This is a genomic window from Methylomonas sp. AM2-LC, from assembly GCF_039904985.1.
Taxonomy (GTDB): Bacteria; Pseudomonadota; Gammaproteobacteria; order Methylococcales; family Methylomonadaceae; genus Methylomonas.
Genome location: NZ_CP157005.1, coordinates 4,463,557 through 4,488,106, shown reverse-complemented (window position 1 = coordinate 4,488,106; position 24,550 = coordinate 4,463,557). Strand labels below are relative to the sequence as shown.

The following is a 24,550-nucleotide window of genomic DNA, read 5'->3' as shown; positions in this document are numbered from 1 at the left end:
GTTAAGCTTCCGAGATACGCATCACTTCGTGTAAAGTGGTCGAACCTTGTTTAACCAAGTCTAGCGCCTGTAAGGAAAAGCGTTTAAAACCCAATGTGTTGTGGGCGGCGGCTACGAATGCAGATGAATCGTTGCGCCTAAGTGCATCCAAAGTTTCGTGACCTAATTCAAGTAGTTCATATACGCCTATACGTCCACGGTAACCGACATGGTTGCAATGTTGGCAGCCAACACCTTGTTTAAAAGTAATCTGTTGAGCATCTGCACCAAGCATTTTTTCTAGCCAGATACTTTCAGTTTCATCAATAGTGACTGTTTGCGAACAGCGGTCACAGATTTTTCTGACTAAACGCTGAGCAATAATCACTTTTAATGCGGTAGCCAGAATATACCCTTCAATACCCATGTCTAATAACCGGGTAGCGGTTTCTACTGCACCGTTAGTGTGCAGGGTTGAGAATACCAAATGACCGGTTATAGAGGCGCGCACAGCTATTTCAGCCGTTTCCCGATCACGAATTTCTCCCACCAAAATAACATCAGGATCCTGACGTAGAGCGGAGCGCAGCACATTAGCGAAGCTCATACCAATTTTATCGTTAATCTGTGCCTGATTAATGCGAGGAATACTGTATTCCACCGGATCCTCTGCGGTAATAATTTTGGTTTGGGGTTTGTTAATATCTGATAGCGCCGCATATAAAGTGGTGGTTTTTCCGCTACCTGTTGGACCTGTTACCAAAACCAGACCTTGCGGGTTATTGATATGAGCTTTGAAACGCTTCAAAAGCTCTGCCGGCATCCCTAATAGATCCAAATTAAGTAAGCCTTTGGATTGATCCAGAATCCGCATCACCACCGATTCACCGTTTTGAATAGGTAAGGTTGAAAGCCTGATATCTAAGGTTTTATTTTTTACCCGAATCGAAAATCGACCATCTTGGGGTAAACGCTTTTCCGAGATATTAAGTCCGCACATCAGTTTTAAGCGTACAACCAATGCCGAAGCAATATTCACATTGTCTAATACATGTTCATTTAAAACCCCATCAACCCGTTGCCGGATTCTCAATACAGATTCGTCGGGTTCAATATGAATATCCGAGGCATTCGTCTGTAGAGCATCTTCAAAAATGGATTGTAATAATTTTACGACAGGAGCGTCATTGACTTCGCTACTTGAAATTAGCGTGTTTAAATCAAAAGCATTTTCAGCTAGTTCTTCACTTAATTGATCGGCCAAAGAGATGATTTCATCCGTTCGTCGATAGGCCTGATCGATAGCTGTCAGTAAGTCAGATTCTTTAACAACGGCCTGTCGAATACGTTTTTTCAATACCCGATTAATTTCGTCCAGCCCCATTAAGTCGCTGGGATCAGCCATTGCCAATAATACTTCTGTCTCGTTACTTTCCAGCAGCATGGCCCGGTAACGACGAGCCAGATTTTCAGGTAACTCTTTACAAACCTCCGGTTTGCGTTTGTATTGAGAAATATCCAGATACGGAATTTGTAATTGGCGTGATAGAAAATTGAGTAAATCTGTTTCTTTAATGAAATTCAAATCAATCAGGGTTCTACCCAGTTTTCGACCTGTTTTTTTTTGTTCAGCAAGTGCCGTCATCAATTGCTCAGAGCTGATGATCCGGTGTTGTACCAACAAGTCGCCAATGCGAATTTTTCTTGGGGATATTTCCATAAAGTGGTTAATTTAAAACTTGGAGTCTTTGTTTAATATAGTCCACAACTTCTCCTTGCAAAGTATTTTTATCTAAAGCCTGTTGGTAGGCGTTAATAGCTAATTTTGCTTGATTCAGTTTGTCTTCTGATACACCTAAACCTAACCAGTTTTCAGCTTTATCGGCTTCGATTTGTGTGAGTTTTAGGTAAATACTGGCTGCTTGCGGATAGCGCTGTAATTGTGCGTAGCAACCCGCTAGTAAAGCCAGATATTCGCTGTCGGAAGTACTTTCCAAATTGTCATTTTCCAGTAGGTTTACGGCAGCAATAAAATTTTTCTGCAGGATGTATAAGTGCGCTTTGGTTTTTTTAAACTGTAAATTGTGGGGGAATATTTGTAAGCTATCATCAGTAAAACGACTAAGTTCCTGATTGGTAGCTTTGTTTTTGATCAGAGTTTCAAGCAAGAGTGTTCGCGCAGGTAGAAATTGGGGATTCAGTTGCAAAATAGTTTCCAACTGGGCGCTTTTATTAGATAAGGAAGGATTTTTTTTAGCAGCTAAAAAGAGTGAAGCTATGCGCTCTGAGATGGATACGGGTTTTTCTGGTTTTATGAGATTGCTTGTCTGTAGAGTGTTGGTCACTAAGTTGATTTTATCGGGTGATAAATTGGGTTTGCCCATCGTTTCTGACTTTGGTTTTGTCGATGCCAATTTAACCGATGCTTGAGTTTGGTTTTCTGGGTGCGTTACTGGATGAATAACTAAGGATGGCTTGTTATTCGTTTGCAGTGTATTAGCAATTTTAACCTTAGCTGAGGCTTTATCGGCGGCTGAGCTTTCTGGCGATAGGTTAGCCGTTGCTGCTTGAGTCACCTTTTCTTCGATTAATAAGGGTTGAGCCTGAGTTTTAACTGGATCAGGTGATACTAACTCAGCTTGCGATATGGGCTGAACTTCAATTTGCGCCTTAGCTGCTGTTACTATTGGTGCTTGAGATAGAGGTTGAGACTGTAACTGAGTATTGGTGATAGGCTGAGGATCGGCAGAACTGACGGTAGGCAGTTGCGTTAAATTGCCAGTGGTCCCAGAAAGAAACAGGGCTTGGTAATGTTGCCAGGCAAAATAAGCTAATACCAGCGTGAAAATAGGTAATAACTTTAAAAAATTGCTGGTGTAACGCTGCTTTTCTGCGGTATGGATCTCAAGTACCGAGTTGGCTGGTCTATTGTTATTACGCATTTCCAGGTCGCGTAACATTTGGTTGATTAAACTCATAATGGTAAGCGGGGGAGAAAATAAATAAACACGGCACTCGCTACCACTAGCCAAGGTAATACTTTTCTGAATAACCAAATATTTAAATGGCGACGGGTATCTTCGGTGTCTACTGCCGCAAGATGGATATGCTGCCAACCGATGGAACTATGACCTTTACCGTAAGCAGCTAATAATGCTTTATGCGCAAGTATATTAATCAGTCGCGGAATTCCCTTCGTGTAAAACTGCAAAGCGGTTGCGCTAAAAATTCCGAGTAAGTCGGTATGAGTATTCCCCGCTATATATAGACGGTGTAGTAGATACTCCTGAATTTGCTGTTTGTTGAGGGCTTGCAATTGATAACTGAAACTAATGCGCTGCCTTAACTGGCGAATCGATTTTTGCTGGAGGATTTTATCGAGTTCAGGCTGAGCAAATAAGACTATTTGCAATAGTTTCTGTTTTTCTGTCTCAAGATTTGTCAGCAGTCTCAAAGACTCCAAGGTTTTAAGTGGCATCGCTTGAGCTTCATCGATAATAAGTACCACTTTTTGGCCTTGTTGAGATGCTTGCAGTAAATACTTATTGATTTTTACCAAAATACGGCTTTGGTCATTGCTGCGAGCGTAGCGCAGGTTAAATTCATCTGCGATTGATTGGTGTAGTGCGGTGGTGTCCATATCTGGGTTGGGAATATAGGCAGTCACAAACGGGGCAGGCAGTTCATTGAGTAATTTGCGGCACAGCAGTGTTTTTCCAGTACCCACTGGCCCTGTGATTTTTATGAATCCTTCGCCACCTTGCAGTGCAATTAACAGCACATTTAGGGCCTCTCTATGCGTGGGTAAATCACAGAAAAACTGGGTATCCGGAGTCAGATTAAATGGCAGCTGAGTTAGGCCAAAGTGCTTTAGATACATAGTCGTGCTTAAGCAACCTCCTGTTGTCCATTATCTATTTCCACAATTTTTTCTGTTCCAGATCTTGTAAATGTTGGCGGCTTCTTTCAATTGATTCATCCCAATCATTACTACTATTGATGATAGTGGGTTTTAGCAAAATTACCAATTCAGATTTTTGACCAGTGCCAGAGTTTTGGCGGAATAAATTGCCCACATAGGGTATGCCTGCCAACATAGATACCCCATTCTGATTATCCTGAATGTCGGTTTGCATTAATCCACCGATAACAATAATCTGACCATTCTCTGCATGCACCACGCTATCAGATTCTCTGACTACATTTAACGCCATGGGAATTTCATTGGGTTGGTCGTTTATAGTAAATTGTTTAATATCGTTAGTGACACGGGTAACGGATGGATGGATATGTAGGGTGATATTATTGCTATCCGCAATTTGTGGTGTCACATCCAATGCTATACCCGAAAAGAAAGGTGTCCAGGTAATATCTTGAGTCACTACGTTGGTGACACCGACGCTATTGTTCGAGGAAACGTTAGTAATAAAATATTGATCTTGACCTACTTTTATTACAGCTTTTTGATTATTAAGGCTAGATATTCTCGGGCTGGATAGAATATTGGTTTTTCCTTGGCTCTCCATAAGCTCGATAAAAGCATAAAAGTCACCTGATTTTACACCGATGGTGAACGCTGCCGCAGCTGTTGCTGCTCCAAGTGCTGGCAATGTGCCGCTCATAACCGCTGCACGAGCAGTATGGATAATATCTGCCCAATTGACACCGTTTTGATGACTGTCATTTAAGGTGATTTCAAGTATTTTAGCTTCTATCGCTACTTGTCTGCCAATTTGGTTTTGAGTTTGTTCGATTAGTTTTTCAACTTCACGCATTTGCGATGGTTGAGTGCGCACCACCACTATGCCGCTTTGTTTATTGATGACTACCTTGGTGCCTGTTTTTGGATTATGCAGTTCATCGCTGTTTTCGCCAATTGGAGTGGCATCTACAATGGCTGAAATGGATTGGCGAAGTTCATCCCAAAAATCAGTTTTTGATGAGGTGGTAATCCAACTTCCAGAATTGGAATTATTTGCAGACATGCTATTTGGATTACCAATGGGCGTTGTTGAACCAGAACTGGCTCCTATACCCGTTCCCAAGCCAATGCCACTCATTTGATTGTTATTATTGCGTTGGCTGCTATTGATTTGTCCAGATGATACTCGCGTATTTGAGCTGCCTTCGCGTTGCAGGTCAAGACGATCAATTTTAAATATCTTGGTTTGTAAGGTAGCTGGATAAATAACATAACCAATATCGGTTTTAGCGTAGTCATACCCATAAACTTTTTGCACAGTATTCAAAACTTGAGCGACATTAACATTTTTTAATTCCAATGAAATATGTCCTGCAACATCCGGGTGAACCACCATGTTTTCTTGGCTATCGACAACTAGGCTCATAAAAAAATCACGAGCTTCAACTTCATGAACCGAAATATTAAATGTTCCAGGATTATGACTATGACGATCATTCAATTGGGTTTGATTGAAATTAGGCAGGAGTGCATCAGTCACAGCCGCAGGTGGAAGTGCTGTTGTTGGTTTGTTTATTGGTGAGGAAGCTTTTGGGAAAGTATTTTCCACGTTCGACGGATGCAAGGCTGTAAGTCTTTCGCCACAAGCTGGCAATAGTAAAAATAGGCAGGCAGTAAAGAAGGCAATGAATTTGTACATTAGAATTATTTCACCTGATTTTTAACGGATGGGACTAGAAAAAGTTTTTTGCTGTCAGTATTATTTCTAATCAGCACGTAATGTGGGTGTATCTTTATAACCCGACTGCCATCGGTTAAGGTTTGGCCGCTTTTAACCGTTACACCATTAATTACAGCACGTCTGCTGGTAGCGGAAATCCATATGGCATTTAATTTTAAAGGGCTAGAAATACCTGTTGGTTCTACAGTTAAGATTTGCGGCAGATTATCGGGCATGGTTGGGTCATGCAATTCAGCAAAGGCCGATCTGCATGCAACTAACACCAATATTAGAATTAATACATTTTTAAACACCCAGCCACTCCTTATCAAAACTCAGGGTGTAAACCTGAATATGGGTTTCGGCAATCGGATAATTTTTAACTTGGTAATCCATGCTATCCCAATTGATACGCCAAGTTAGCGATTCCAATGTTTTTAGATAATTCAGTGTGCTGAAATAATCACCTTGTAAAGTGATTGCCAAGGTATGGCAATATAGCCAGTCAGTCTGCTTATCATTATTACCAAAGGATGTAACGGGCAATGTTTCCAGTTTAATTAATTTAAGCCTGTTGTTTTGTTTGAGTATGTCAGTAAGTGCATGCGCCATTGATTCTGATGGTACAAATTTTTTGCCACCCAAATTCAATTGTTGTTTCAAGTTACTCACAGACTGTTGAAGTTGTGTCAGTTGTATACGTGAATGATCGTTCGGATTGGGCTGGCTGATTCCCTCAAGCTGATTTGCAATCTTTAATTTATTATCAAATTGATTTTGTAATGAAGTAATTTCATTTTCAAGTGTTTGATTTTCAGTTTGCAACTGTTGGAAGAAAAAATTATCCCAGCATCCCCAAATCACCAATAGGAAGGCACTTACTATCATCAATTTTTCGCGCTGGGTAAGCAGATTAAAACGCTGCCAATAAAATTCAATGTTTGCCAGCATTAGATTCCTCCGCTTCGGTTTTTAAACTGGAACTGACACTGAAGTTGAATTGTTCCGAATTCTCCTTGGATTGCTGTATATCGAGTTTAGCAAAATAACGCCCTTTGAAAACATTGCTGGTTTGCAAACGCTCTAATAATAGTGAAATTTGTTCAGGTTTAAATGTCGAGCCTTCCAGGCGGATACTATCGGATTTGCTGTTAAATTGAATACGGGTCAGCCAAATATTATGATCAGCCTGATTCGCTAACGCTTGAAGATACCGAGAAAACCCTTGAGTTCTGTCTGATTGTGTATCTGCAAGCATCTCTAAGGTTTGTGTCAAATTTTGATAATAATTTTGAGTTTGCTGTAGTTCTTCACTTAGTACGGTATCGATTGGTTGATTAGGGTGTTCTGCCTGGATGTGTTGTAAACGGGCATCAACTTGCTGTAATTGGGTTTTTAATTGTTTTTGTTGGGCTTGGTTCGAATAAAGGTTGTTTAAACTAAAGCCGCTGATGACTATAAACAATAGCAAGCAAGCAATGACACTTAATAAATAAGGGTTCAAGAGCAAATACTTGCCGTTATCCCCGTTAACTTGATAAAGATTGATTTGCTGAATCATAGTTGACTGGCTTCCAATAAGCGGCGCAAAGATGCACCGATGACTGATGCACAGAGGTTTTGTGTCGTATCGTCCAATGTAATATCACCGTCTATAATGGCCGATAGATCCAATGCACGCGTCGTAATACCATGATGCCGATTTAAAAAGTCTATAATTTTGGGTGTGTTGATAGGCATTAAAACAGTTGCCAAGCTAGTAATAGGTGGTATATCGAAATAATTTTCAACATAATCAAAAGAACGTTGTACTTCTAAAGCCAAGCTATCTAATTCCAGATTTAGCAATTCCCCGCTGTTATAGGCACCCTCATCATCTAGGCGCGAATAGCCACAGGAAATTTTGCGAGACAGAAACAGTTCTCCCTTTTTTTGAATAACGATACAACCCTGGTCTTTTTGCAAATGCAACAATGCAATTCCTTGTTCGTTTTCACGTAGCAGTGTGGCCAGATTACGAAGAGCAGTCTCCTGAATATCAATGACTTTTACGTTTAGTCCAGCCTGTTGGCATTGTTGAGTCAATGCCAACACCATTTGCTGGGTACAAGAAACGACTTCCAGTAGTCTGGAACTATTCGCGCGATTTGATTTTGGAAGTGGATAATAGTCGATGACAGCTTCATTAACGGGATAATCCAGAAAATCAGCAATGCGCCATTGCACCGCTTGTTTCATCTCTTCGTTGATGACTGCTGGTGCATCAATACCCATTAAACGGTATTGTTCATGGTTCAGTAAAATATGACAATCGTATTTATCTAATTCGTATTGTTTAATCAATATTTCAAGTTGGGCATGTACTTGTTGGGGGCTTGCAAAAACAAATTCACAATGCAATAAGCGCGGACGAGCTTGCTCAGCGTAGTGAGTAACAGCAATAGTGAAGCCGTTGGGAAAAAAACTAACGGCCACAATACCAGGAGAAACGCTCGGTTTTTTTAGGAATTTTTGCAATAATTGCACAATGGACATTTTCCTTTAGTAAAGAAGGCAATTAAATTCAATCGAATCGTATTAATTTTTCAAAACCAACACACAGGTGAGATTTTGTTTGTTGCACTTTTCTAGGCAGATTGAATTTTTATACAAGTTTTAAGTTTATAGCAAAAATTGCACTTGTACAGTCCAATACGTAACAAAATCGCAATTATAGGCTAATAAACTGTAGTAGTTTTTTAAGGATGATTCTTAAATTATTGGTATATATAATAAAACCTCAAGTATCTGAGTGCAAGTTTTAACCGCGTTAGCTTGGTTATCCGTTCTTTTACAAATAATGGGTATTGCGGACCAACTTGAATTTTACTGACCATCCTTACGTTTACTCCAGCCAAAACGGATGGACAACTCGAAAATGTATCTTTATCGAAAGTAGGGTCCACATGTTGCTTTTACAATGAATTCGTAAGCTTTATCCGCAGTATTCTAAAATACAAGTTTGTCCAAAGTTTTTTAAATTATTAAGCAACAAAAACCAAATTTTATAGTCGGAATATCAGGTTAGTTCAGGGAGATGTCTATGCCGGAAACCATCAGAGTGTTGGCGCAGCAAATAGGCCAGATTGCAGATAGCGAAGCATGGCTGCTTGCAGTTGAACTTGAGCAAGCTAGGCGGCAGTTATGCGGATTTCTAATGGAAAATGCATACACTACTCAGTTTATAGCAGAGCAATTAGCCTTACCTTTACAAAAAGGCTCTGCCAGTTATGCATTATCTGTGGCAGAAGCCCCTCTATTACAACGCCGTAATCAAATAGACAGCATATTGCCTCCAGCCAAAGATACGGAGCAGTATCAGCATCTTTTGCCGCTATTTTTAATCAGAATGGCAACTTTGTTAATAACGCCGACAGCAAAAAATCCGCTGAATGCAGATGAAAAACAAAAGCTGTTTTGCTATTGTTCCGATCTGCAAAAGCTTAGACAGCGCATGATTAATGCCAATATTGGATTAACCGCTTTTGTTGCACATAAGTACCGATCTAGTCAATTGGGGGTTGACGAGCTGATGCAGGAGGGTATGTTAGGTTTGATCAAAGCAGTGGATAGATTCGATCCTGAGCGCGGCGTTTGTTTTTCTACCTATGCTATTTACTGGATTAGGCAAGCAGTCACTCGGCTGATATTCAATCAGGATAAAATCGTACGATTGCCGATACAGCTTGCAGAAAAAGCCAGTTCAGTGTTTGAGGCAATGCGTAATAGCTATATTCAAAACGAGCGATGGCCCACCCATGTCGAACTGATGCAATTATGTGCATTATCCGCGCAAGACATTCAAACCATTAGCAGTTATTATCAAGCTACACATTCCTTGGATGAAGCAGTTTTCCAAGAAGATGATAGCGGAACTTTGCTGGAAAAATTAGAACAACAGCAGTTTGATTTACCTTTGGATGAGCTGATCAAGCAAAGTTTGATGGTTTCATTGGATCAGGCGGTGTCTTCGTTGCCAGAAAAACAAGCGGCAATTTTAACAATGCGTTTTGGGTTGCATAATCAGACAGAAATGACTTTACAAGCTATTGCTAATCAACTTAATCTTACCCGAGAACGGGTCAGGCAAATACAAAATGAAGCTTTAAAAAAACTCTATCAGCAATTTGGGAATGAACTACTCGTATTTTTAGAGACAAATGAAAGTTCACAGTAAGCAGTTAATACATTCTCAGGTGTCAATAGGATAATCACCTGTTATCAGCTAGTTGATCAGTGGTATACAAATAAAGAGCCAATATAGGCCTAACTAATAATAAAAAGAGGAAAATATGTCATCCGAAAATAAAAATAATACCAGAAAACCCAATCCGCCACCTGATTGGAAAATAGAACTTGATAAATATTGGCAACGTATTAATCAATACAGTAATGATTTTTACCAGAGTCACAAACAATTTTTTACACCAGCCAAAATTGGCTCGCTACTGGTTGGTGCTTTGATCTTAGTATGGTTGGGCAGCGGTTGTTATATCGTTGATCAAGGTAATCGCGGTGTCGTCACTCGCTTTGGTGCCTACAGTGAAACCACACAACCCGGTTTAAACTGGCACCTGCCTTTGCCGATAGAAAGCGTTAAAATCGTAAATGTCGAGCAGCAGCGCTTCATCGAAGTCGGCTATCGCGATACAGGTCGTTTTGCCAAAGCAGCGACTATTCCACAAGAATCGTTAATGCTGACGCGGGATGAAAACATTATTAATGTGCGCCTGGCAGTACAGTATCAGATCAATAACGCAAAAGACTATTTTTTTAATGTCAAAGACAGCGAAGGCACCCTGAAACAATTGACTGAAAGTGTGGAACGGGCGGTGATAGGCAAAAGCGATATGGACTATGTACTGACTGAAGGACGAAGCGAAATTGTGGCCGAAATCAAACGCGATATTCAAAGCACAATGGATGCCTATCATGCTGGCATCACCATCGCCAGTGTTAATCTGCAAGATGCGCAACCACCCGAAGAAGTACAAGGTAGTTTTGAAGATGCTATTCGTGCCCGCGAAGATAAACAACGTCTGATTAACGAAGCCGAAGCCTATAGCAACGAAATTATTCCTAAAGCCCGTGGCGCTTCGGCACGATTACTTCAAGAAGCCGACGCTTACCAAATGGAAAAAATTGCCAAGGCAACCGGCGAAACGGAGCGCTTTGAGCAGTTATTAGTGGAATACGAAAAAAATCCAGCCATTACCCGTAAACGTTTGTATTTGGAAGCAAAAGAAAGGCTATACAGTGGTGCCAACAAAATTATGTTGGAATCGGAACGTAACGCACCGCAATTTTACATGCCTTTGGCGACTGACAGTCGTCACGTTGGAAGTAACCAGACACAATCCGCTGCATCTGAACAAAACAGCGAAGCGGTTAGCGACGATAAAAATCATAGCCATAAAGTACCCGTAAACAATGAATTACGCCCTAGCCGGAGCAAACCATGAGTACTAAAAAATTATATCAGCTATTACCCGTTAGTTTCGGCGTGTTGATTTTAGGTTACTTATCGGTTTTTTATGTGGAACAAAATGAAAAAGCCATTGTGTTCCAGTTAGGCAAGTTAGTGAGTACTGATTATGCGCCCGGTATTCATTTTAAAATGCCGATTATCAATAAAATTAAAACCTTTGATGCGCGTGTACTGACCTTGGACACCAAGTCCGAGCGTTTTCTTACCTCCGAAAAGAAAAATGTTATTGTCGACTCGTTCGCCAAATGGCGGATTGGTGATGTGGGTCTTTTTTATACCACGGTTGGCGGTGATGAATATCAGGCCAATCTGCGTCTGGAACAAATCATGAAAGACGCCATACGCGGTGAATTTGGTTTGCGCACCATTAAACAGCTCATTTCTGAAGATCGTAGCGAACTGCGTAAAACGCTGATGGACAAACTATCACCCGTAGCAGAGAAATTTGGTATAGAAATGATCGATATTCGTATCAAACGTATAGATTTGCCACCTGAAGTGAGCAGTTCGGTATTTCAACGTATGCGTGCTGAACGTGAACGGGTAGCGCGGGAGTTTCGTTCGCAAGGTGCAGAACAAGCCGAATTAATCAGTGCTGAAGCGGATAAGCAAAGACAAGTGTTACTTGCCAATGCACAACGCGATGCCGAGAATGTGCGAGGACATGGCGATGCGCAATCGGCTGAAATTTATGCGAAAAGCTACGGAAAAAACCCTGAGTTCTATGCGTTTTATCGAAGCTTGCTGGCTTACCAAACCGCTTTTGAAAAAACCGACGATACCTTGGTGTTAAAACCCGATTCGGACTTTTTTAAATACTATAATAGTGAAAAATAGCTGTAATGACTGACCAATTTCAAGCTAATCGTTCAGAATTTATAGTCTTAATTCACCGCTGTTCTATTAGGAGCGCAGTGCTATGAAAAAAATATTCACCATTCTGATTATCATACTTGCGGTGGTAATGGGTATTTATACGGTGCTAAACCGTTCTTTACCCGATTATGATCCTCATTATGAGATTTCCTATTCAGATTTTATTGAGGATGTACGCAATAAAGTCGTTACCGAAGTAATAATCGATGGCAATTATGTGGATGGTCGTCGTCAAAACGGCACACGTTTTTCCACCTATAATCCTAATGACGCACGTCTGATAGATGAGCTTCTGGAGTTTGGCGTCAAGATCAAGGTAGAAAAACCGCAACAGCAATCTACTCTGATGGCGATTATTATTTCCTGGGCTCCTACCTTACTGTTAATTGCAGTATTGGTTTATTTTATGCGCAAGCAGCAAATGATGGGGGGTGGCGGCCAAAACAGCTTTGGAAAAAGCCGCGCCAAACTCATGGCCGAAGATCAGGTTAAAGTGCGTTTCAAAGATGTAGCCGGTGTGGAAGAGGCCAAACAAGATGTCGTCGAAATGGTCGATTTCCTGAAAGATCCCGGTAAATATGAAGTATTGGGCGGCAAAATTCCACGCGGCGTGTTAATGGTGGGGCCTCCCGGTACCGGTAAAACTTTGCTGGCTCGTGCTATAGCGGGTGAAGCGGGGGTACCATTCTTTTCAATCTCCGGCTCGGATTTTGTAGAAATGTTTGTCGGTGTGGGTGCCTCGCGGGTGCGGGATATGTTTGAACAAGCCAAAAAACGCGCACCGTGCATTATTTTTATCGATGAAATTGATGCCGTGGGTCGGCAACGTGGCGCCAGTGGTATGGGTGGCGGAAACGACGAACGCGAACAAACCCTAAATCAATTGCTCGTCGAGATGGACGGCTTTAGCGGTAACGAAGGCATTATTGTTATTGCCGCCACCAACCGAGCCGATGTATTGGACAAAGCCTTACTACGCCCAGGCCGTTTTGATCGGCAGGTACAAGTGGGATTACCCGACATTAAAGGTCGTGAACAAATACTGAAAGTGCATGGCGATAAAGTGCCACTGGCCGACGATGTGAATATTAACGACTTGGCACGTGGCACACCTGGCTTTTCCGGTGCGGAACTGGCTAATCTGATCAACGAAGGCGCTTTGTTTGCCGCCCGCAAAAATCAGCGCGTAGTAACCATGCACGATTTGGATAAAGCCCGCGACAAAATGATTATGGGTGCCGAAAAACGCACCATGGTCATGAGTCGTGAAGATTTATTAATGACCGCCTACCACGAAGCCGGTCACGCTATCGTGGGTCGAAATGTTCCCGAACACGACCCGGTGTATAAAGTCAGCATCATGCCGCGTGGTGGTGCCTTGGGTATTACCATGTTCCTGCCGGAGCGTGACCAGTACAGTGCCAATAAAGACAAACTGGAAGGCCAAATTTCCAGTCTGTTTGGTGGCCGGGTAGCCGAAGCGCTGATCTATGGCAAAAACAAAGTGACCACAGGCGCATCCAACGACATCATGCGCGCCACGCAATTGGCACGCAATATGGTCACCAAATGGGGCTTGTCTGATCGATTGGGACCTATGGATTATGGCGATAGCGAAGGCAGTTATATGGGCCCGCAAGCCAAACCTATGTCAGAACAGATGTCAAATATGATAGACGAAGAAATCCGTCAGGTGATAGACAGCAATTATCAGCGTGCAGAAACCATACTCAAAGACAATATCGAGATTTTGCATAATATGGCCCATGCGCTGCTGGAATGGGAAACCATCGATAAATATCAGATTGACCTGTTAATGCAAGGCCAAAAACTAGCACCCCCAGAACCTGAAGTGATTGAGGAAAAAGTGTCGGAGGAAGTGGCCAGTGTTGAAGAAATTCAGACACCTGTCAGTGGCGAAACAACGGTTGTGTTATCTTAAAGATAGAAATCAAAGCCTGGCAGAGTTAATCTCTGCCAGAAAGACAGTTGTACAAAACCAGTGCTGTGCAAAATATGCAAAAAGCTAGAGATTGTTATTTACGAAAAAATAAATTAACAATAACCGTTAATACTAAACTCACTATCAACATGGAGGTGATGGGGATAAAAATAAAACTATGCTCATTCTGAATTTTAATATCCCCAGGTAGTTTTCCAAACCAGTTTAATAACCAGGGTAGATAGGTCAAAACTAAACCAGTCAACAGGATTACACTACCCAAAGTAACTAAAATTTTACTCGGTTCCATGTTCTTCACCGCTGTTAGGAATTGATTCAACGCTATATCGATAGGCACAGATGTTATCGGACCAAAAGTCCATATCAAGCCCCGCTTTAAGTTTTAGATGTTGCAGAAACTCTTGGCCGTTGGCAAGTGACTCCCATACTGATGGCAAAAAAGTGGCTTGTCGTGAACCTAGTTCCAATATTAATCCATCAATATGCGGGCGTAACTGATTTATAAGATCCTGTTCTGAAACAAAATCTATTTTTTCGGGGCTAGAGAGTAAAGAAATGTGTAGATCAAGATCGTTAAATTCGTGCTCTTCTAAAGGTGGAAATCGCCGGTCACAAAAAGCCGCAGCGTAAGCGTTTTCGACTACATCCAACGCCAAAGGCCTAGTTGCTTGTAATCTACCGATGCAGCCTCGTAATTCCTGATGGCAATGCAGTGTTACAAAAGTTGCACGCGGTTGTGCAAATTCAACCGGATAATCATGCAAGTTAATTTGTAATTTATTTCCAGTTTTTAAACCGTAACTGATTGCATCCCGCGCCAAACATAAAAGCTGCTGAGCATGTGTTTTAATTAACGACAAAGGCACCGTACCCCACTACTCGCTGTTTATCGCCGGCAGTATCGCCAGAGTTTCTAAGGTCAATCGTTTCTATGGCTAATGATTTTTTGGCCAATAATTTTAATAATCCACTAATGGGCAGTTGACCGCAAGCATTTTCTGACGTCAGAATTTCATATTGGCAATCTTCAATTAAGCGGCTGGTCGTTTGGTCTATTTGCTGGGCGGTCGCATAATCATGATAGTGACTCAAATCAGAGCTAATCACCAGCAAGGTTTCATCACCTCCCCACAGCAATTCCAATACTTCACAAACCTGATCAATGCTTGCATCTCCGGTAACAATAGGTATTAGGCTAAAGTTTGGCAACACACTTTGCAAAAAAGGGATATGCACTTCTAGACTGTGTTCTAAAAGATGAGCCTGTTCTATATAGTTTACAAAAGGTAACCGATCCAGCGTGGCAATGGCTGATGTATCCAGAATAACCTCGCCCAGTGGTGTGGAATAAGCACTCGTGTTGCTAATAGCAAGTCCAGGGAAAGCAACTCGATGTGATGGCCCAATCAGTACAACGCGCGAAATGCTATTGCCAGCAGGTATAAGTCGAGCATATGCAGAAGCAGCGATTGAACCCGAATAGATGTATCCAGCATGTGGAACTATCATAGCCTTGGGAGCTTTTCCGTGTTTGGTGGCCCCTGCTAGATAATCGTCAATAGTTTTCTTTAGAAGTAGAGGTTCGGCAGGATAAAAAATCCCTGCCACTGCGGGTTTTCTATTCATAGCAAGGCTCCTATCGTTGAGTGGAACTTATGAAACGATTAATACATTAAATTTGCAGTGTCTCTAGTGTATAGTAATAAGGGCGCATTTCTTCAATTTAAAGCTTGGCTTGAAATGTTTGAGTGCTACCTGGAGCAAAGACATGATAAACGCAATCAGCGAAAATATTGTGAGCACCCGTTACTGGCACACCTTGGATCAAGAACAGGTTCAATGTGATCTATGCCCTCGTTTTTGTAAGCTGCGAGAAGGCCAGCGCGGATTATGTTTTGTTCGACAGAACCTGAAACAGCAAATTGTGTTGACCAGTTATGGTCGTTCTAGCGGCTTCGTGATTGAGCCAATTGAAAAAAAACCACTGAATCAATTTTTGCCGGGTACAGCCGTATTATCTTTCGGCACAGCCGGGTGCAATTTGGCTTGCAAGTTTTGTCAAAATTGGGATATCAGTAAATCCAGGGATATGGACAAACTAATGAGTCAGGCTTCTCCGCTGGCTATTGTTGAGGCTGCAGTGGCTCATGGTTGCAGTAGTGTGGCATATACTTATAATGATCCAGTCGTGTTTCATGAATATGCTATAGATACCGCAAAAGCAGCACGAGAGCAGGGGTTAAAGTCCGTTGCCGTTACTGCCGGTTATGTTTGTAACGATCCACGTATGGAGTTTTATCAATGGATGGATGCCGCCAATGTTGATCTAAAATCTTTCAGCGAAACGTTTTATCATAAAATTACTGGCAGCCACTTACAGCCGGTACTGGAAACTCTTCTGTATCTAAAGCATGAAACGCAAGTGTGGCTGGAGCTTACCACGCTAATTATTCCCGGCGAGAACGATAGCCAAGCAGAGCTGGAAGCCATGACACAATGGGTAGTGGAAAATTTGGGTCCAGATGTGCCTATGCATTTCACCGCATTTCATCCTGATTGGAAAATGATGGATAAACCCCGCACACCCGCCTCTTCATTGCTTATGGCGCGTAGCATTGCGCTAAAAAACGGTGTCCATTACGCTTATGTTGGTAACATTAAAGACACCATGGCTGGTAGTACCTATTGTCACCATTGCAGAAATCCATTAATTGTTCGAGAGGGTTATGAATTATTAGTGTGGAATCTGGATAGTGCCAGTAACTGTCGGTTTTGTGGCTGTCAATGCGCAGGAGTTTTCAAAGCACAAGCGGGCAATTGGGGAGCAAAAAGGCAGGTGTTGCACTTTTAAAGTGATGCTTTTAAAGTGTAAGAATAGGATTGTTCTTGATGGTTAAAATTTTAAAATAAATCAATAGCTTAAATCTGTTTGTGACGGTTTGTAAACGCGAGTAAAGTCGTTACAACGGTGTCTTTCGTGTTTGATGTTTTTCTATTAATTATCAATTGCTTATAGTTTGTGGCGGAGAGGAAGGGATTCGAACCCTTGATACGTTGCCGTATACACACTTTCCAGGCGTGCGCCATCGACCACTCGGCCACCTCTCCATATTATGTCGTTCGGGCTAGGCCGAAGAGCGGAAATAATAATCGAAATAGAGTTATTTTGCAATAAAAGCCTCAGCTTAAACCAGTGTTAACGGTATTTCTATCCAATACCAATGGCACTGTTTACTCCGCATGCGTGTGGAAGCACCCAACACCTATTTAAACGGAACCCCTAATCCTCCCAATCCACAATATCCTTGTGGGTTTTTGGCCAGATATTGTTGGTGATCATCCTCGGCATAATAAAAGGTCTGTGCTGGAGCAATGTCTGTGGTGATGGGGGGTAAGCCAGACAAACTCAGTTCGGTTTGATAACGTTGTTTACTTTGTTCGGCTATAGATTGCTGATCGGCATCAAATGTAAATATACACGAGCGATACTGGGTGCCAACATCATTACCTTGGCGCATGCCTTGCGTAGGGTTATGAGACTCCCAGAACAAGGCAAGTAGATCTTCATAGCGTATTAAATTAGGGTCAAATATCACTAGTACAACTTCTGCATGGGCGGTCATACCGCTACACACTTCCTGATAGCTTGGGTTGGGGGTAAATCCGCCACTGTAGCCCACAGCAGTGCTATATACGCCAGTCAATTGCCAAAACTTTCGTTCTGCACCCCAAAAACAACCCATGCCCAGTACTGCTTGTTGCAGATGAGATGGGAAAGGCGGCAGGATACAATGACCGTTGACGTAATGCAGTGTATTGGTATGCATGGCTTCCAGACGGCCTGGTAACGCATTTTCTGCACTGACTAAGGTAGTTTTTTTAAATATAAAACTCATAATTGCATAACCAGGGTCGAATGATAGGTTGCAGAAGATTATAATCCTCATTTAGGTTGAACTAGTCATCAAATTTATATGAAACAACAAGATTGTCTTATCCGGTTTTTATTTGCAGATCAGGGTGTGCGAGGCGAATGGGTACGCTTGCAAGATAGTTGGCAACAGGCCAAGCAATATCAAATTTTGGCCAGTGATGGCGTGGAAACTCAATTGGGAGAAGCTTTGGCGGCCGTGGTCTTGTTGTCGGCCACTATTAAATTTAATGGTACTCTGATTATGCAGCTACAAGGCAGTGGCGAATTAAGAGCGTTGGTAGCACAATCCAGTCACGACCGCAAAATCCGAGGTCTGGTGCGTAGCGAAACCTCGGTTGTCGCAGATAATCTAAAAGCAATGTTAGGGGAGGGCGGACGATTGGTCATTACCGTAGAAACAGAAAATGCCGATCCTTACCAAGGAATAGTGGGTATAGAGCACGATAGTTTAGCTGAGGTACTAAAAGTCTATTTCAATCAATCCGAACAATTAGATACCTGCTTATGGTTGGTGGCTAATAAAACCCATGCCGCAGGATTATTTCTGCAAGTATTGCCCGGAGATTCACAGGATAAATTGGCCTGGGAACACCTTGAAACCTTGGCAAGCACCATAACATCAGAAGAGCTTTTGCACCTGGATTGTGAAGAATTACTGCATCGGTTGTTTAATCAGGAAAAGGTTGTCGTTTATCAGCCAGAAGCCGTGGAGTTTAAATGTGGTTGTTCTAGGTCCAAAATCAGTGGTACTTTATTAACCCTAGGCAGAGCAGAGCTAGAAAGTATTTTGGCAGAACGCCAGACCGTAGAAGTGGATTGTCAGTTCTGTGGTGCCCAGTATCACTTTGATAAAATTGATGTTGAAGATCTCCTAACCAATCCATTAAAAAATGATAATAGTTTTCCACCCACTTGCCATTGAGGATGACAATGTATAAAAAATTAAACCGGTTTATAAGACTGTTTTTGATTTTTGCTATGCTCAGTACTTTAACCGGATGTCTATACTGGATGCGAGCCTATCAAACCTATCTGCAAATGGATGAGTTTGATCGTAATTTCTCGATAGTGGCAAAAGATGATTTCACTGTGCATTTTAAAAATCCTAAGCTGCTAAGCGAAGATTTTGTATCGTTGGCCAAGTTACATGCCAGCAACGAAGAACTCAATACAGATGGAAAATTGTGGCACTATCTGTTTCGTAAGGTCGATTTAGAAAATAAAGTCATCACACCGGAAATTCATTTTTTCTTCGATTTACGCTTTAATAAACTCGATAAAATTACGGACTGGACATTTTCACCCTTATTTTTACAGATTGCCCCTCCCGCATTCCTGGAAGCTTCATTTCGTTCTCTAGGCGGAGCCGAAATTAATGAAGAAAAACAGCAATTAAAAGCAAAAGCAGAATTCATGGAAAAAATTTCTGCTGATTTGCCCAAAAAATCTGCAGTGATAAAGCACTTAGGCGATCCTTTGGAAATTACCGACGAACCCTTGCAGGAGATTTATTTCTACAAGTTTCGTTTAGATGCCAAAGAAATTGAAGAAGGTTATGAAGAGCGAGCAATCAGCGAAGTTAGGCTTACTTTTGACAAGAGCTCACACGAATTAATTAAAATGTCAGGACGTTTTGCTGGGTTAAAAATCTCTATCAACTACCGAGATTTTAAAGAAATTGAAGAAGCCAAAAACTAAGTTGAATAAAAATAAACTCATATCCTTAATTATAACGAAAGCTTTTTAGTCTATGTTCCAATTATTCCGCTTGGAACATAGACCGTAGATGAAAAAGCCCTTACATCCTGAATTCTTCGATACCCATCAGGAAAGCCTTGTCAACAGATAAGCGGTCATTTTCTGGCGAGAAGTCACGAAAGGATTAATATTAAGAACAAATGGCGTAACAAATTTGATAACTGGTTAAAGTGTGGCTAGGGATTAAGCACCGTATTAATCCCTAGCTTAACCGAAGATAAATTAATACTGCCGCCAGAACAACCAAACGGTTAATGCAATACCTACCAAAATGACAAATCCACGCATCACACGTTCTGGTAAACGATGCACTAACCAACTACCCGTCAATCCACCTCCTATGCCGCCAATTGCTAAAGCTATGGCGGCAGCCCAGTCAATTTGATTAGAAAAAATAAACAAGCTAACAGCCGAAGTATTCATTGCCACTGCCAACACATTTTTGCTGGCAGTCGCCACGCGAACCGATTGGCCAGCAATGGTTAAAGTGGCGAGCATCAAAATGCCAATACCTCCTCCAAAGTAGCCACCATAAATGCCAATTAAAAACTGAATCAGGGCCAGCACCGAAGTTGGAAGCGAATGATCTTTATGGCTAGGTTTTTTGCGGAAAGTACCCCAGATGAAAATAACGGTTGCAACTAATACCAGCCAAGGAACTAAACCTGCAAAAATGGTGACAGGTGTGTTAAGTAGTAACAGCGCACCCAAAATGCCGCCCGTAATGCTCAGACAAAATAATTGCAATAGCGAGATATTTCCAGATCCAGCGGCCAATCTACGTCCAGCTAATGCTGATGTAATTTGGTTGGGAAATAAAGCAATAGTGGAGGTGATATTGGCTGCTAAAGGATTCAATCCAGCTAATAACAAAGCGGGGAAAGTAATGAAAGAGCCGCCGCCAGCTAATGTGTTTTGAGTGCCAGCGTATAAACCTGCTAATGCTATCAACAATAATTGGGTCAAGTCGTGATTAGCAAAAATATAATTCCACGTAAGTTGCATGGTTGTCTTAAATGTGAAGGGTTAAAGTGGTAGACTCAACTTCATGAGCCATGATCAAAAGATTGGATTGTTAAGCTTACCTATTGATTAATTAATGAATTTTTAGTGTAATTTTAGGGTGTTTTTAAAAATACGTATTATGTAAAGCTATGAAAATTAAATATTTTTTATTAATTGTACTCATTCTTTCTGTTTGCTCTGCTCGCGCTAGCGATAAAGATTACTCAATTTGTGCGGTAGCAGGTTTTCATGAAGGTAATAATAATCGATTTTTAACCGATCTGGCTGAACGTGTGGCTGCAAAAAATAATCTTTTTGGCGATGAACAATGTAAAGCAGCCTTAAAAGCCGGTAAGGAAGTTGGAGCTAAGTTTTTCAAACCCGGTGCGGAAAGAACAGACGCAGATTATGTCATTATTCGTCAGGCAACCCATTTTAGTAATATGATTTATGATTCAATTTTGTCCAGAGTAAAGTTTTAAACATCACTTGTTGATAAACTGTTAACGAATGGTTGTTTCGATTAATTTAGTTATCCGTTCACGAAATGCTTGTTCTATACAAAGGCAAAACTTTTCTAAGATACCAAATGTTTAAGCGGTTCGTGGCTATGAACACTCTGCGGGTGTTAAAAAATTATGACGCAATTTTGTAATATTATTTACATTTAGTGTGATATATTTAACTGCATGTTTTATAATATTTTTTTTGGGATATTGGCGTAATAAAAAACAGAATTAGATTAGATTGAAACTATTTATTGCTAAGTGCTTATATTAAAAATATAATCGCCGCCTTTTTTCAAAACGTAATCCATTATCAAACACTTTCATGGCTTTAGGAAAATGACGACACACATTATGCCCACTTATGCCCGTCAGGCGGTTACTTTTGAACGCGGTGCAGGCGTTTGGCTTTGGGATGTCAATGGCAAACGCTATCTTGATGCCTTGGCTGGTATAGCGGTTTGTAACCTGGGGCATGCTCACCCGGCTGTTCATCAAGCGCTTTGCGAACAAAGTAATAAACTGCTGCATACCTCAAATATCTATGCAATTGATTTGCAATATAAATTGGCGGACAAGCTGTCGCAGCTTAGCGGAATGGATAATGTTTTTTTCGGTAACTCAGGAGCCGAAGCCAATGAAGCAGCTATTAAATTAGCGCGTAAATATGGGCATCAACAAGGTATAGAAAAGCCAGTAATAATCACTATGGAAAAAAGTTTTCATGGTCGTACCATGGCTACCTTAAGTGCTACCGGCAATACCAAAATTAAGCAAGGCTTTGCACCATTGTTAGAAGGCTTTATACATGTCGCTTATAACGATGTGGCGGCAATCAAAGCGGCTATTGAGGCCAATCCAAACATTGTTGCCATTTTGGTAGAGCCCATACAAGGCGAAGGCGGCGTTAACATACCCGCCTCTGATTATTTAAATCAGATTCGCGAACTTTGCGATCAGCATAATCTACTGATGATGCTCGACGAAATTCAAACCGGTGTTGGGCGTACAGGTAAGTTTTTAGCGTATCAGCACAATGGAATATTGCCAGATGTGTGTACTATGGCTAAAGCACTAGGTAACGGCGTGCCAATAGGTGCTTGTCTGGCGCGAGGTAAGGCTGCCAGTGTTTTAGCAGCTGGTAACCATGGCTCAACGTTTGGCGGTAATCCGCTTGCCTGTAGTGCGGCGCTGGCCGTTTTGGATACGTTTGCCAATACCCGTTTAATTGACGATGCCGAGAGCAAAGGTCAACTACTTTGCACACAAATGGCCAGTAAAACCAAAGGTAATCAACATATTGTCTCCATCCGGAATCTTGGCTTGATGATAGGCATTGAATTAGATGCGCCTTGTGGTGAATTAGTCGGCAAAGCTCTGGCTAAAGGCTTGTTGATTAATGTGACAGCTGAAAACGTTATTCGGCTATTGCCACCCTTATTGATAGACGCACAACAAATTGATTTGCTGACCGATATATTAGCAGTACTTGTTCAAGAACACACTAACGTTCATACCAACCATGCAGCAGCCTAGACATTTCACCAGTTTATTAGATTTATCCAGCACTGAATTGCGCGAATTAATAAAACGCGCCATTCAGCTTAAAAATTATCGTGATCCAGATTTTCAACCCTTAAAGGGAAAGGTCCTGGCGATGATTTTCGAAAAATCGTCCACACGTACGCGTATCTCTTTCGAAGCGGGCATGGCACAGTTTGGCGGTAGTGCAATTTTCTTGTCACCGCGTGATACGCAATTAGGGCGAGGAGAACCGATGGAAGATAGCGCAAAGGTTATTTCCAGTATGGTAGATTGCATCATGCTGCGTACTCACCTTCATGAAACGGTTACTACTTTTGCCAAATATTCAAGCGTGCCAGTTATCAACGGTTTGACAGATTTACTGCATCCCTGTCAATTGCTGGCCGATATGCAGACTTATTTTGAAGTGCGGGGCGATATAGCGGGTAAAACCGTTACCTGGATAGGCGATGGAAATAATATGTGCCATTCATATATTAATGCTGCCCGGCAGTTCGATTTTAAATTGAATATTGCCTGCCCTGACGATTATCGTCCCGTGCAAAGTATTGTTGATGCAGCGGGTAGCCGTGTAAGTTTTTTTAACAGCCCTGTACAAGCAGCCAAAAATGTTGATTTAGTCGTAACCGATGTGTGGGCCAGCATGGGTCAAGAAGAAGAGCAAAAACATAGAGAAATTGCCTTTCGTGATTATCAGGTCAATACAGAAACCATGCAGGCAGCCCATCATGATGCCTTATTTATGCATTGTTTACCCGCGCATCGCGGTGAAGAAGTTACCGCAGAAGTGATCGATGGACCACAAAGTGTGGTGTTTAATGAAGCCGAAAACCGCCTGCATGCGCAAAAAGCCTTACTTGAATTTCTCATCTGCCAATAAATTCGTTAAAATTACAGGTTTAACCCATTCAGAGAGCGTAACCGTGAAAAATTCGTATGCATGTTTGTTTCTACTGCTCAGTTTCAGTGGCTTGGCAAGTGCCCGAACGGTTTATGTTACCGATAGTGTTGATATTCCCTTGCGCAGTGGCGAGAGCGAACGAACTAAAATCGTCAAAATGCTGGCGAATGGTACACAGTTAAACGTTTTACAAGAGAATTCCGAAAATGGTTATACCTATGTACAATCCAGTAATGGTGCAGAAGGCTTTATACTCAGTCGCTATTTAAGCAACGAACCCAGCAGTCGTTCGCAATTGGAAGTAGCGCTAAAAAAATTGGAAACACTGCAAGAAGAAAATAAACAACTAAAGAACTCTCAGTCTGCCAATATGGATATTGGTAAAGAACGAGACAAACTTAGTAACGAGCTTAGCGAATTACAACAAACAGCAGCTAACGCCATACAACTTAAGCAACAGCGCGATCAATTGCAAGAGCGCGTTGTAGGTATAGAAAGAGAATTACAGCAATTAAAACGTGAAAACCAAGCGTTAGCCGATAGCAGTAATCAAAACTGGTTCCTTTATGGTGGAGCCCTTTCCTTAATTGGTGTAATGCTAGGTTTTATTCTGCCCAAAATAAGCTGGCGTCGTCGTTCTAGTGGTTGGGGCGATAGTTTTTAAAAAACTGTAAAATAAAGTTTTGAATCTGAAAATATCCTATAGACAGCAACCCCAGGTAGGCAGCGTCTTATAGGCATTTTCAAGCTGAAATTTAGCAATTACTTTACCTTTAATTTATAAAAGTGTTTGCAATTTCATCAAATTGTCTTATAATGGTTAGATTGATCGGGTCGTTAGCTCAGCCGGTAGAGCACCGCACTTTTAATGCGATGGTCGTGCGTTCGAATCGCACACGACCCACCACATCAAA

Annotated in this window: 24 protein-coding genes and 2 tRNA genes; 12 read left to right on the top strand and 14 right to left on the bottom strand. The window is 41.6% G+C overall.

Features of this window, described 5'->3' with window-relative positions; genetic code table 11:
- Nucleotide 1: 1 nt before the first annotated feature.
- From ABH008_RS19950 to ABH008_RS19915, 8 genes are read right to left on the bottom strand one after another with little or no spacing between them, the layout of a single operon-like run.
- Nucleotides 2–1,699, bottom strand: coding sequence for a GspE/PulE family protein (locus tag ABH008_RS19950; RefSeq protein WP_347987363.1), 1,698 nt, complete (start codon nt 1,697–1,699; stop codon nt 2–4).
- 7 nt (nt 1,700–1,706) lie between these two features.
- Complete coding sequence (locus ABH008_RS19945) at nt 1,707–2,957, bottom strand: hypothetical protein (RefSeq protein ID WP_347987362.1); 1,251 nt, start codon at nt 2,955–2,957, stop codon at nt 1,707–1,709.
- Nucleotides 2,954–3,859 (bottom strand): AAA family ATPase, encoded by a 906-nt coding sequence (locus tag ABH008_RS19940; protein WP_347987361.1) that lies wholly within the window; start codon nt 3,857–3,859, stop codon nt 2,954–2,956. The genes ABH008_RS19945 and ABH008_RS19940 overlap by 4 nt, the downstream gene beginning before the upstream one ends.
- A 34-nt stretch (nt 3,860–3,893) precedes the next feature.
- Nucleotides 3,894–5,600: a secretin N-terminal domain-containing protein gene (locus ABH008_RS19935; protein ID WP_347987360.1), complete on the bottom strand. Its 1,707-nt coding sequence runs from the start codon at nt 5,598–5,600 to the stop codon at nt 3,894–3,896.
- 5 nt (nt 5,601–5,605) lie between these two features.
- Nucleotides 5,606–5,935: a hypothetical protein gene (locus tag ABH008_RS19930; protein ID WP_347987359.1), complete on the bottom strand. Its 330-nt coding sequence runs from the start codon at nt 5,933–5,935 to the stop codon at nt 5,606–5,608.
- Nucleotides 5,928–6,572 (bottom strand): hypothetical protein, encoded by a 645-nt coding sequence (locus tag ABH008_RS19925; protein ID WP_347987358.1) that lies wholly within the window; start codon nt 6,570–6,572, stop codon nt 5,928–5,930. The genes ABH008_RS19930 and ABH008_RS19925 overlap by 8 nt, the downstream gene beginning before the upstream one ends.
- A complete protein-coding gene (locus ABH008_RS19920) occupies nt 6,556–7,182 on the bottom strand; it encodes a PilN domain-containing protein (protein WP_347987357.1) in 627 nt (208 codons plus the stop codon). The genes ABH008_RS19925 and ABH008_RS19920 overlap by 17 nt, the downstream gene beginning before the upstream one ends.
- The gene (locus ABH008_RS19915) at nt 7,179–8,156 is read right to left on the bottom strand and encodes a hypothetical protein (protein WP_347987356.1); all 978 of its coding nucleotides are present in this window, start codon (nt 8,154–8,156) and stop codon (nt 7,179–7,181) included. Before ABH008_RS19915 ends, ABH008_RS19920 begins: the two co-directional genes overlap by 4 nt.
- Nucleotides 8,157–8,703: 547 nt before the next feature.
- Between ABH008_RS19915 and ABH008_RS19910 the strand changes: the two genes are divergently transcribed.
- The 4 genes from ABH008_RS19910 (at nt 8,704) to ftsH (ending at nt 13,966) form a co-directional block, all read left to right on the top strand.
- On the top strand, nt 8,704–9,837 hold the full coding sequence (locus tag ABH008_RS19910; RefSeq protein WP_347987355.1) for a sigma-70 family RNA polymerase sigma factor: 1,134 nt from the start codon (nt 8,704–8,706) through the stop codon (nt 9,835–9,837).
- Nucleotides 9,838–9,952: 115 nt separating this feature from the next.
- Nucleotides 9,953–11,122 (top strand): FtsH protease activity modulator HflK, encoded by a 1,170-nt coding sequence (gene hflK, locus ABH008_RS19905; RefSeq protein ID WP_347987354.1) that lies wholly within the window; start codon nt 9,953–9,955, stop codon nt 11,120–11,122.
- The gene (gene hflC / locus ABH008_RS19900; protein WP_347987353.1) at nt 11,119–11,985 is read left to right on the top strand and encodes a protease modulator HflC; all 867 of its coding nucleotides are present in this window, start codon (nt 11,119–11,121) and stop codon (nt 11,983–11,985) included. Before hflK ends, hflC begins: the two co-directional genes overlap by 4 nt.
- 82 nt (nt 11,986–12,067) lie before the next feature.
- Nucleotides 12,068–13,966 (top strand): ATP-dependent zinc metalloprotease FtsH, encoded by a 1,899-nt coding sequence (gene ftsH, locus ABH008_RS19895; protein ID WP_347987352.1) that lies wholly within the window; start codon nt 12,068–12,070, stop codon nt 13,964–13,966.
- Between the two features lie 94 nt (nt 13,967–14,060).
- Here the strand turns inward: ftsH and ABH008_RS19890 are convergent, their stop codons facing one another.
- From ABH008_RS19890 to amrB, 3 genes are read right to left on the bottom strand one after another with little or no spacing between them, the layout of a single operon-like run.
- Complete coding sequence (locus tag ABH008_RS19890; RefSeq protein ID WP_347987351.1) at nt 14,061–14,276, bottom strand: DUF2905 domain-containing protein; 216 nt, start codon at nt 14,274–14,276, stop codon at nt 14,061–14,063.
- On the bottom strand, nt 14,263–14,853 hold the full coding sequence (gene amrA, locus ABH008_RS19885; protein WP_347987350.1) for an AmmeMemoRadiSam system protein A: 591 nt from the start codon (nt 14,851–14,853) through the stop codon (nt 14,263–14,265). Before amrA ends, ABH008_RS19890 begins: the two co-directional genes overlap by 14 nt.
- Complete coding sequence (amrB, locus tag ABH008_RS19880) at nt 14,834–15,613, bottom strand: AmmeMemoRadiSam system protein B (RefSeq protein WP_347987349.1); 780 nt, start codon at nt 15,611–15,613, stop codon at nt 14,834–14,836. The genes amrA and amrB overlap by 20 nt, the downstream gene beginning before the upstream one ends.
- Before the next feature lie 142 nt (nt 15,614–15,755).
- Here amrB and amrS point away from each other — a divergent pair, with 142 nt between their 5' ends.
- On the top strand, nt 15,756–16,838 hold the full coding sequence (gene amrS, locus ABH008_RS19875; protein ID WP_347987348.1) for an AmmeMemoRadiSam system radical SAM enzyme: 1,083 nt from the start codon (nt 15,756–15,758) through the stop codon (nt 16,836–16,838).
- Nucleotides 16,839–17,007: 169 nt separating this feature from the next.
- Here the strand turns inward: amrS and ABH008_RS19870 are convergent.
- A tRNA-Ser gene (locus ABH008_RS19870) sits at nt 17,008–17,095 on the bottom strand.
- Between the two features lie 155 nt (nt 17,096–17,250).
- The gene (gene msrA, locus ABH008_RS19865; protein WP_347987347.1) at nt 17,251–17,883 is read right to left on the bottom strand and encodes a peptide-methionine (S)-S-oxide reductase MsrA; all 633 of its coding nucleotides are present in this window, start codon (nt 17,881–17,883) and stop codon (nt 17,251–17,253) included.
- Nucleotides 17,884–17,961: 78 nt separating this feature from the next.
- Here msrA and hslO point away from each other — a divergent pair, with 78 nt between their 5' ends.
- Entirely contained in the window at nt 17,962–18,843 is an 882-nt protein-coding gene (gene hslO / locus ABH008_RS19860; protein WP_347987346.1) for an Hsp33 family molecular chaperone HslO, read from the top strand.
- 8 nt (nt 18,844–18,851) lie between these two features.
- Nucleotides 18,852–19,619, top strand: a complete 768-nt coding sequence (locus tag ABH008_RS19855; protein ID WP_347987345.1) for a hypothetical protein — start codon at nt 18,852–18,854, stop codon at nt 19,617–19,619.
- Between the two features lie 282 nt (nt 19,620–19,901).
- On the opposite strand, the gene ABH008_RS19850 is transcribed toward ABH008_RS19855, so the two are convergent.
- Nucleotides 19,902–20,684, bottom strand: coding sequence for a sulfite exporter TauE/SafE family protein (locus ABH008_RS19850; RefSeq protein WP_347987344.1), 783 nt, complete (start codon nt 20,682–20,684; stop codon nt 19,902–19,904).
- Nucleotides 20,685–20,833: 149 nt separating this feature from the next.
- Between ABH008_RS19850 and ABH008_RS19845 the strand changes: the two genes are divergently transcribed.
- From ABH008_RS19845 to ABH008_RS19825, 5 genes are all read left to right on the top strand, one after another.
- Entirely contained in the window at nt 20,834–21,166 is a 333-nt protein-coding gene (locus ABH008_RS19845) for a hypothetical protein (protein ID WP_347987343.1), read from the top strand.
- A gap of 363 nt (nt 21,167–21,529) precedes the next feature.
- A complete protein-coding gene (locus ABH008_RS19840) occupies nt 21,530–22,726 on the top strand; it encodes an aspartate aminotransferase family protein (protein ID WP_347987342.1) in 1,197 nt (398 codons plus the stop codon).
- Nucleotides 22,713–23,615 carry an ornithine carbamoyltransferase gene (gene argF / locus ABH008_RS19835; protein WP_347987341.1) on the top strand — a complete coding sequence of 301 codons (903 nt, stop codon included), beginning with the start codon at nt 22,713–22,715 and terminating at the stop codon, nt 23,613–23,615. Before ABH008_RS19840 ends, argF begins: the two co-directional genes overlap by 14 nt.
- Before the next feature lie 43 nt (nt 23,616–23,658).
- Nucleotides 23,659–24,300, top strand: a complete 642-nt coding sequence (locus ABH008_RS19830) for a TIGR04211 family SH3 domain-containing protein (RefSeq protein WP_347987340.1) — start codon at nt 23,659–23,661, stop codon at nt 24,298–24,300.
- 167 nt (nt 24,301–24,467) lie between these two features.
- Nucleotides 24,468–24,543, top strand: a tRNA-Lys gene (locus ABH008_RS19825).
- Nucleotides 24,544–24,550 lie beyond the last annotated feature (7 nt).